Raw genomic sequence first — 9,143 nt, forward strand, 5'->3', positions numbered from 1 at the left:
CGATCGCACCCGTGGCGGGCCGAGCACGGCACCGGACTGCGCGTCCCTCGCGCCGGGCTGAGGCAGAGACCGCGACGGTCGCATCTCGCCGTCCCCGCTCGCCCTTCTCGCCGTCGGCTGGGGGCGAAACGAAAAACGGGGGCCGAAGCCCCCGTGCTAATCCGTGACGATGGTGGAGGGTTCAGGCCGTGGCGGCGCGCATGCCGTCGTTCGCGGCCGGGGTGGCCGACGGATCGAGCACCTTGCCGCGCGGGCCGACCCAGGTGCCGACCCACTTGCGCTGCCACAGGAACAGGCAGCCGAGCACGATCCCGGCGAAGACGGCGTAGACGACGAAGCCGGTGGCGAAGGCGCCGGTATACTGCTTCGAGAAGCCCATGACGTTCGGCAGGATCGCGCCGCCGAGCGCCCCGATCTCGCCGATCATCGAGCCCGACACCGCGGTGTTGGTGGGGTAGCGCAGCGGCACGAGCTGGAACAGCGCACCGTTGCCGGCGCCGAGCGCGGCGAAGCAGAGCATGAACAGGATCGTGGTCGCGGCCAGCGACGGCGTCGCGGTCAGCGCCAGGAACGAGGCGATCGAGGCGAGCAGGACGACCGAGAGCACGGCGATGCCGCCGAGGCGGTCGGCGAAGTAGCCGCCGAGGATGCGGATGCCCGAGCCCATGAAGGCGGCGAGCATGGTAAGCCGGCCGGCCTCGACCTTGGTCACCGCGAACTGCTCGTAGAAGAACGTCGGCAGGAAGTTCGACAGGCCAATGAAGCCGCCGAAGGTGATGACGTAGATCAGCGAGAAGGCCCAGCCGTCCTTGGTGAACAGGCACGAGATGTGGTCCTTGAAGGACTGGTGCTCGAGATCCGGGGGCTCCTTGGCGAGGACGATCATCACGATGAGCGGGATCGCCATGACGCAGCCGGCAAAGCCGTAGACCGCCTGCCAGCCGTAGGCCTGGGCGAGCGGCGGCGCGAACAGCACGGCGAGCACGGTGCCGGAATTGCCGGCGCCGGCGATGCCCATCGCGAGCCCCTTGTGCTCCGGCGGGAACCAGCCCGAGCCGAGCGACAGGGCCACGCCGAACGAGGCGCCGGCGATGCCGAGCAGCACGCCCATGGCGAGCACGTCGTTGTAGCTGGAGATGAAGAAGAACCCGTAGGCCATCGCCAGCATGATGACGCTCATCTCGGTGATGGCGGCGTTCTTCCGGCCGATGTACTGGGCGAGCACCCCGAGCGGGAAGCGCATGATCGCGCCGGCGAGGATCGGCAGCGAGATCATGAACCCGGTCTGGGCCGGCGAGAGCTTGTAGGTCTCGGTGATGAACGGCCCCATGGCGCCGTTGAGGACCCAGATCGCGAAGCAGAAGTCGAAGTAGAGGAAGGCGGCGAACAGCGTCGGGGGATGTCCCGACTTCATCACGGTCTTGAAGGAGGCCATCGTGGGTGCTCGTCTTGATCGGGCGGGCGCTCGGGCGCAGCCGCTCATGCCGGAGGAACCGGACTCACACCGTCCGCATTGCGAGGCTTCGTTGCCCAGCGTGCCGCGCATGGCGCAGCGCACCACCCCAAGCAGCAACCGTGCCAGACGCGGACGCGACGCCGGATGCCCCCGGCCTGATGAACCGGCGCTCCGGAGGGTCGAACCTTCGGGGTGCAATGGGCCCGGCGACGGGACGGCATGCGGCCGTCCCGCGAGCACCCGGTGCCGGGTTTCAGGGCAACGATGCCTGGGCAGGATGCGATCGCCGAAATCCGCCCAATCCACGGGCATCCCGTGCGGGTGCATGGCCCGCGGATCAACCGATCACGTCTCCGAGATCGGATGCCGGATCGCAGCCTCAATGGCAGGTGGTGATGGTCTTCACGATCCAGCCCTGCTCGGGCTGCCACAACTTGCGGCGGGCACGCGTGCAATCCGGCGGCGCGGTCCCCGCCGTCCAGGCGGCCTTCGGCTCGGACGCGTCCGGCTCGACGGTCTGGACCGGGCGCGGGCGCTCCGGACGCTTCGCGGCGTCCCGGGCGACGGCCGGGACCGCGACGACGCAGGCGAGCGCCAGGAGCGACGCCGCGAGGCGCGTGCGCAAGTTCGAAGCGGATGACACGGGTCGATGTCCGAAGATGGTGTGATCTGCGATACTGTTGGCGCCAAGAGGGGCGACAAATCAATCGCGTCTCCGCAACTTGTCCCCGCTCTGCCGGGAACGATCGGGCATGGTAAAGGGCGGGTGCCGACGGGCGCCCGGATGCTGCCGTCCAGCTCTCGCCTCGCGTTCCGGCCACGCGCCCGCTCTGCACTGCAGATCTCGCGACCCCGCAGATTCCGGGAAGACGAGAGCGCGCTCGGGGCCGACCGTTGCAAGGAATCGACGGCACGCGATGAAACGGCGTCCGGGACGCTGCGGAGGATGACGCGACGGGCCGGGACTTGCTAAGCCTTGGATCGTCACCACCGGATCGCGGCCGCCGCTGCACGACCGCGTGACTCAAGGTTCCGTGCCGGCCCCGCGCCGACCCGGGGACCTCGGATCAAGGACGTTTCGAACCGCCATGTCGAATACCCTGCGAAGCCTTCTGCTCGTCGGCGCGATGACCAGCCTCGCGAGCCTGTCCGCGACCGCGCCCGGTCACGCCCAGGGACGGGGCGCCCTCGCCTCGAGCGCCATCGACGGCGTCGGCGACGACGACCGCCTGTTCCAGGACCAGACCGGCGCGCTCTACCGCCTCCGCGCCGGCCGCTACGAGCCCTATGCCGGCCGCGTCGAGTTCGGCCGCGCCGTTCCCGATCGCGCCGCGACGTCCGAGCGCCGCCTCGCCCCCGAGCGCCAGCAGCTCGCCGAGCGCCCGCCCGAGACGCTGGCCGAGAGCCCGGCCGACGCGCCCGCCGCGCCGCTCACCGTCGGGCCGAAGCCCGGCGCCAACCAGCTCTCCCCGGCCATGGCCGCCGCGATCAACCGGCCGATCGACAACGGCCCGATCAGCTACGACAAGGCCTATGCCGCGATCGCCGACGATGCGTTCCCGGTGGCGGCGTTCAACTGGAAGAAGACCAACCCGGCGTTCCTGCGCCAGGAGATCGCCTATACCGGGCCCTACGAGCCCGGCACGATCATCGTCGACCCGCGGGCGCACCAGCTCACCCTCGTCCAGGCCGACGGCCGGGCGCGGCGCTACGGCGTCGGCGTGGGCAAGCAGGGCTTCTCGTGGTCGGGCACCGCCACGGTGAACCTGAAGCAGGCCTGGCCCGACTGGTACCCGCCCAAGGAGATGATCGCCCGGACGCCGCACCTCGCCCGCGAGGTCGACACGCTGCCGAGCGGCGTCGGCGTCCCCGGCGGCAACCGCAACCCGCTCGGCGCCCGGGCCATGTACCTGTGGCAGGGCAACAAGGACACGCTGTTCCGCATCCACGGCACCCTCGATCCGAACTCGATCGGCAAGAGCGTCTCGTCGGGCTGCATCCGCATGATCAATCAGGATGCGATCGACCTGTTCAGCCGCGTCAACGTCGGCACCAAGGTCGTCGTCCTGAACTGATCGGGTAAACGACCGCGCCGTCCGCAGGGGAAGCCTCCGCGGACGGCGTTCGCGCATGCTCAGTCGACGTTGCGCTCCGTGCGGCGGTGCTCGCCGAGGATGCGCCGTACCGTGCCCGTGGCCGAGCGATAGACCACGGTCTCGGTCTCGATCACGCCGGGCCTGAAGCGCACGCCGCGCAGCAGCGCGCCGTCGGTGACGCCGGTCGCCGCCACGATGACGTCGCCCCGGGCGAGGTCGGTGAGCTCGTATTTCCGGTTCGGGTCGCCGATGCCCATGTCCTGCGCCCGCCGGCGCTTCTCGGGCGTGTCGAGGATCAGCCGGCCCTGCATCTGGCCGCCGATGCAGCGCAGCGCGCCGGCCGCGATCACGCCCTCGGGCGCCGCGCCGGTCCCGAGATAGATGTCGACGCCGGTCTCGTGGGGCGAGTTGGTGAAGATGATGCCGGCGATGTCGCCGTCCGAGATCAGGCGGACCCCGGCGCCCGCCGCGCGGATCGCGGCGACGAGGTCGGCGTGGCGCGGCCGGTCGAGGACGATCGCCACGATCTGCGATGCCGGCACGCTCTTGGCGCGGGCGAGCGCAGCGATGTTGTCGGCGGGGCTGGCGTCGAGGTCGACGATCCCCGGCGGATAGCCCGGGCCGATCGCGATCTTCTGCATGTAGACGTCGGGGGCGGCGAGGAGCGAGCCGCGCTCGGCCATCGCCATGATCGCGATGGCGCCCGGCATGTCCTTGGCGCACAGGGTCGTACCCTCCAGCGGATCGACCGCGAGGTCGACGCGCGGCCCGCCGCCGCTGCCGAGGCGCTCGCCGATGAACAGCATCGGCGCCTGGTCGCGCTCGCCCTCGCCGATCACCACGGTGCCGTCGATCGGCAGCGCGTTGAGCTCGGCCCGCATCGCGTCGACGGCGGCCTGGTCGGCGGCCTTCTCGTTGCCCTGCCCGCGCAGGGCCGCCGCGGCGATGGCCGCGCGTTCGGTCACGCGCGCGAGTTCGAGGGTGAGCGTGCGCGCGACGACGCTCCGCGAGCCCTGCATGAGCGCCTCGTCCATCGTTTCCCAAGCCCTTCCCGCGGCCCGAACGTTTTCGGTGCCCTGCTCCTACAGCTTAGCGCAGGCAGGATGCACGAAAATAACTCAGGTTTCCGAATTTCCAGCGAAGAGGAACGATAGTGCTTATCCTTCGAGCGCCGAGGAGGCTTATTCCCGCTCGATTCGGATGAGCTGCGGCGCCTCAGCCAGCAGCCCGTCGGCGGCGATGGCGTCGAGCGCCGCGCGGATGTTGCCCTCCGTCGCGGCGTAGGTGATCAGCACCAGCGGCACCGGCTGCCCGGAGCGCCCGTGCGGATCGCTCTCCGCCGTCTCCCCGGTGCGGCGCTGCAGGATGCTCTCCAATGAGATCTCGCGCTCGGCCATGCGGGTGGCCACGCCCGCCGCGACGCCGGGCCGGTTGTGGACCGTGAGGCGGATGTAATAGCCGCCCTCGTGGCGCTGCATCTCGACCCGCTCGGCGGGGCGCAGCTGCGCGGTCGGGCAGCCGAAGGTCGGGCGGGTCAGGCCGGCGGCGAGGTCGGCGATGTCGGCGACGACCGCCGACGCCGTGGCCTCGCCGCCGGCGCCCGGGCCGATCAGGGTCAGCTCGCCGACGGCGTCCGCGTCGATCGTCACCGCGTTCGTCACGCCCATCACCTGGGCGATGCTGGAGGATTTCGGCACCATGGTCGGGTGCACGCGCTGCTCGATCCCGGCCTCCGTCGCCTGCGCGACGCCGAGCAGCTTGATCCGGTAGCCGAGCTCCTCGGCCATCAGCAGGTCCAGCGGCTTCACGCCGGAGATGCCCTCGACCGAGACGCCCTCGGCGTCGATCGCGGTGCCGAAGGCGAGGCTCGTCAGGATCGCGAGCTTGTGGGCGGTGTCGAAGCCCTCGACGTCGAAGGTCGGGTCGGCCTCGGCGTAGCCCAGCGCCTGCGCGTCCTTGAGGCAGGCCTCGAAGGTCAGGCCCTCGCGCTCCATCCGGGTGAGGATGTAGTTGCAGGTGCCGTTCATGATCCCGTAGACGCGGCTCACCGCGTTGCCGGCCAGCCCCTCGCGCAGCGCCTTGATCACCGGGATGCCGCCGGCGACCGCCGCCTCGTAGGCTAGGGCCACGCCCGCGGTCTCGGCGGACGTCGCCAGCGCCGCGCCGTGCAGGGCGAGCAGCGCCTTGTTCGCGGTGACGACCGGCTTGCCGGCGGCGAGCGCCGCCTCGACGACCGCCTTGGCCGGCCCTTCCGAACCGCCGATCAGCTCGACCACGCAGTCGACCTCGGCCGAGCGCGCCATCTCCACCGGGTCGTCGAACCAGTGCAGGCCGGCGACGTCGAACCCGCGGTCGCGCGTCCGGTCGCGGGAGGAGACCGCGACGACGCGGATGTCGCGGCCGGTGGCGGCGGCGAGCGCCGCCGAGCGGCGCGCGATCATGCGGACGACGGCGGCACCGACCGTGCCGAGACCGGCGACACCGAGGCGGAAGCTCTGGGACATGCTGGTTTTCGTAGCCTTCTGCCCTGCGCCGTCGGCGGCCTGTCGGCCAGCGCGGACGGGCGCGGGGTACGCCGCGCGCCCCATCGGCTGCGGCGGCGTCCTTCTGCCTCGATTTGCCGGGAGGCGCAAGAAATCGGCCGGTCGCGCGGTCGTCTCCGGGCGCCCCCCGTCACCGGCGGCGCGACGCCGCCCGATGCCGCACGGCGGCGACGACCAGGCCGAAGAGGATGCCGGCATTCAGCAGGTGCCAGAGGGCGTGGGTGCCGACGGGCACGCGCGCGCAGACGCTGCGGTCCATCGTGCGCAGGGCGAGTGAGACGCCGAACAGGAGCGCCAGCGCGGCGAGCCGCCGGGCGGTCGACGACGGGTCGCCGAGCCATCGCAGCCCGACCGCGACGCCGAGGAGCGCCAGCACGGCCGGCAGGTAGTCGACCGAGCCGTCGGTGAGGGCCTCGACCGAGCGCCCGGCGGCGGCATCGAGGGCGGGGACGAGCCCGAAGCCGAAGCCCGCGAACGCCAGGGTCGCCGCCGCCGCCGCCACGAGCCCGAATCGCAGGAACCGCACCATCGCCAGGAAGAAGTAGGCGTGGATGAACACGGCGATCGGCACCACGTCGGCGAGCATCGCCCAGCGCACGGCGAGGGTGTGGAACAGGAAGGATCCGACGCCGACGATTGCCGTCAGGAGCGCGAGAGCGGCGGCGGGCCGATCGTCCACCGTGCGGGCACGCCGGAACGCGACGGTGCCGGCGACGAGGAAGGCGGCGTTGGAGACGGCGTTGACCGGCTCGGCCCAGAACGCCGGGCTCCCGCGCTCGCAATAGCCGGCGATCGGCTCGAACCAGTCCACCGGCGACCTCGTTGCGGGACGGACGACGATGCGTCCGGCCTTCCGCTTGTCAGGGCGGTGCGAAGGCCCGATGACGGGCTCCGCTCTCCAGGACGCCAGCGATGCGCATCACCACGTGGAACGTCAATTCGATCAAGCAGCGGGTCGGGCACCTGCTCGCCTTCCTCGACGAGGCCAAGCCGGACGTGGTCTGCCTGCAGGAGCTGAAGTGCCAGGAGGAGGCGTTTCCGCGCGCCGAGATCGAGGCTGCGGGCTACGCCGTCGAGGCCGTGGGCCAGAAGGCCTATAACGGGGTCGCGCTGCTGGTGCGCGCGCCGCTGACCTACGATCCGGAGACGGTTCTGCGCGCGCTTCCGGGCGACGCCGAGGACGAGCAGTCCCGCTACGTCGAGGCGCTGGTCGCCGGGGACGGCGTCGCGCCGGTTCGGGTGGCCTCGATCTACCTGCCGAACGGCAACCCGGTGGCGAGCCCGAAATACCCCTACAAGCTCGCCTTCCTCGAGCGCCTGCGCCTGCATGCCCGCGCGCGGATGCGCGAGGAGACCGCCCTGGTGCTGGCCGGCGACTACAACGTCATTCCCGAGCCGGAGGATGCGGCCGAGCCCGCGGCCTGGGCCGACGACGCGCTCTACCTGCCCACGACGCGCGCGGCGTTCCGGTCGCTCCTCGCCGAGGGGCTGACCGACGCGGTCCGCGCCTGCGACCCGCGCCCCGGCCTCTACAGCTTCTGGGACTACCAGGCTGCCGCCTGGTCGCGGAACTTCGGCATCCGCATCGACCACCTGCTGCTCTCGCCCCAGGCCGCCGACCGCCTGGTTGCGGCCTCGGTGCAGAAGCACCTGCGCGGATTGGAGAAACCATCGGACCACGTGCCCGTGACGGTGGAGCTGACGTGAAGGCCGGATCGGCCCGGCGTCCGATATCGTAACCCTTCCGCGCTACGCCCCACGGATTCGATGGCGACATAATCCCCGCCGCCGCAACGAACTTATGCGGTCAAGGTTGTCCCCGGTCGATCGGAGTCGCAGGCAGCCATGGAACGACCGAACCCCATCCACGGCGAGGACGCGTCCGCCGGCGCCGAGACCGGCCAGGACCACGCGGCCGCGGACGAGGCCGCCGAAGCCGGCGTCCTGGAGCCGCTGGCCGACTACCCGCACATCGATCTCCGCGCCGGCGGCGAGCCCTGGGACAAGCGCCGCGCCGCCGGCAAGCGCCTGCGCGAGGTGGTGGACCATGCAGCTCACGCCGCCCTCGACCTGCCCGCCGACCGGCCCGATCCGGTCGACCTGATCGCGGGCGCTCACGAGGGCCGGCAGCCCGAGCTGGTGCCGCTGCGCGTCGCCCGCATGGCGAGCTCGCCCTTCGCCTTCCTGCGCGGGGCGGCCCACGTCATGGCCTGGGATCTCGCGCACAGCCCGCGCAGCGAGATCATGGTGGTGATGAACGGCGACGCGCACATCTCGAATTTCGGCCTGTTCGGGACGCCGCAGGGCGACGTCGTGCTCGATCTCAACGATTTCGACGAGGTCACGATCGGCCCCTGGGAGTGGGACCTGAAGCGCCTCGTCGCCAGCATCGAGGTCGCGGCCCGCGAGGACGGGGTGCCCGCCGACCAGCGCCGGCAGGCGGTGATGGCCGCCGTCGGCGGCTACCAGCACACGATGCTGGACCTCGCGCCGCAGGGGTCCCTCGACGTCTGGCAGCAGGCCACCCGCGCCGACGAGCTCGATTTCTCCGGCGTCCGCATCGACGAGGCGTCCCAGGCCGTCGTGCGCAAGGCGGTGGAGAAGGCGCGCAAGAAGAACAACCAGAGCCTGCTCGCCCGCGTCGGCGAGCGCCGCGTCGACGGAGGCTGGCGCTTCCGCGAGGACGCCCCGATCCTCACGCGCGTCGACGACGACACCCGCGAGTCGGTGATCACCGGGCTCGAGCACTACGCCGAGACGCTGCCGCGCGAGCGCCGGTTCATGCTGAGCCGCTACCACGTGGTCGACGTCGCCCACCGCGTCGTCGGGGTCGGCAGCGTCGGGACCCGCGCCTACGTGGCGCTGCTCTGCGGCAACTCGGACCAGGACGTGCTCTTCCTGCAGGTGAAGGAGGCGGTGCGCCCGGCCCACGCCCCCTACCTGCCCGGCATGCCGGAGCCCTATGCCAGCCACGAGGGCGAGCGGGTGATCTACGGCCAGCGCCTGCTCCAGGGCGTCGGCGACCCGCTGCTCGGCTGGACCACGATC

8 protein-coding genes are annotated in these 9,143 nt (G+C 71.5%); 3 read left to right on the forward strand and 5 right to left on the reverse strand.

Annotated features, from left to right (window positions below; genetic code table 11):
• Positions 1-181 precede the first annotated feature (181 nt).
• Together MKK68_RS18935 and MKK68_RS18940 are read right to left on the reverse strand one after the other, a co-directional pair.
• Complete coding sequence (locus MKK68_RS18935; protein WP_147728409.1) at positions 182-1,435, reverse strand: MFS transporter; 1,254 nt, start codon at positions 1,433-1,435, stop codon at positions 182-184.
• Between the two features lie 400 nt (positions 1,436-1,835).
• Positions 1,836-2,099 (reverse strand): hypothetical protein, encoded by a 264-nt coding sequence (locus MKK68_RS18940; protein WP_244032351.1) that lies wholly within the window; start codon positions 2,097-2,099, stop codon positions 1,836-1,838.
• A gap of 445 nt (positions 2,100-2,544) precedes the next feature.
• Between MKK68_RS18940 and MKK68_RS18945 the strand changes: the two genes are divergently transcribed.
• On the forward strand, positions 2,545-3,531 hold the full coding sequence (locus MKK68_RS18945) for a L,D-transpeptidase (RefSeq protein WP_147858917.1): 987 nt from the start codon (positions 2,545-2,547) through the stop codon (positions 3,529-3,531).
• A 59-nt stretch (positions 3,532-3,590) separates the two neighbouring features.
• Here the strand turns inward: MKK68_RS18945 and glpX are convergent, their stop codons facing one another.
• The 3 genes from glpX to MKK68_RS18960 all read right to left on the reverse strand — a co-directional run bounded on the left by glpX (position 3,591) and on the right by MKK68_RS18960 (position 6,906).
• Positions 3,591-4,586, reverse strand: a complete 996-nt coding sequence (glpX, locus tag MKK68_RS18950) for a class II fructose-bisphosphatase (RefSeq protein WP_147726672.1) — start codon at positions 4,584-4,586, stop codon at positions 3,591-3,593.
• Between the two features lie 147 nt (positions 4,587-4,733).
• Positions 4,734-6,056, reverse strand: coding sequence for a homoserine dehydrogenase (locus tag MKK68_RS18955; RefSeq protein WP_147726670.1), 1,323 nt, complete (start codon positions 6,054-6,056; stop codon positions 4,734-4,736).
• Positions 6,057-6,225: 169 nt separating this feature from the next.
• The gene (locus MKK68_RS18960; protein ID WP_244032352.1) at positions 6,226-6,906 is read right to left on the reverse strand and encodes a ceramidase domain-containing protein; all 681 of its coding nucleotides are present in this window, start codon (positions 6,904-6,906) and stop codon (positions 6,226-6,228) included.
• 101 nt (positions 6,907-7,007) lie between these two features.
• On the opposite strand from MKK68_RS18960, the gene xth reads away from it, so the two are divergent.
• Positions 7,008-7,802 (forward strand): exodeoxyribonuclease III, encoded by a 795-nt coding sequence (gene xth / locus MKK68_RS18965; RefSeq protein ID WP_147726667.1) that lies wholly within the window; start codon positions 7,008-7,010, stop codon positions 7,800-7,802.
• A 138-nt stretch (positions 7,803-7,940) separates the two neighbouring features.
• Positions 7,941-9,143 (forward strand): DUF2252 domain-containing protein (locus MKK68_RS18970; protein ID WP_244032354.1); only part of this gene is annotated, 1,203 nt, incomplete at its 3' end.

Source organism: Methylobacterium sp. E-016 (assembly GCF_022829745.1).
Classification (GTDB): Bacteria; Pseudomonadota; Alphaproteobacteria; order Rhizobiales; family Beijerinckiaceae; genus Methylobacterium.

Coding starts and splice junctions, on each gene's coding strand:
- MKK68_RS18935 (WP_147728409.1), bottom strand. CDS start 1,435: ATGGCCTCCTTCAAGACCGTGATGAAGTCGGGACATCCCCCGACGCTG.
- MKK68_RS18945 (WP_147858917.1), top strand. CDS start 2,545: ATGTCGAATACCCTGCGAAGCCTTCTGCTCGTCGGCGCGATGACCAGC.
- xth (WP_147726667.1), top strand. CDS start 7,008: ATGCGCATCACCACGTGGAACGTCAATTCGATCAAGCAGCGGGTCGGG.
- MKK68_RS18955 (WP_147726670.1), bottom strand. CDS start 6,056: ATGTCCCAGAGCTTCCGCCTCGGTGTCGCCGGTCTCGGCACGGTCGGT.
- glpX (WP_147726672.1), bottom strand. CDS start 4,586: ATGGACGAGGCGCTCATGCAGGGCTCGCGGAGCGTCGTCGCGCGCACG.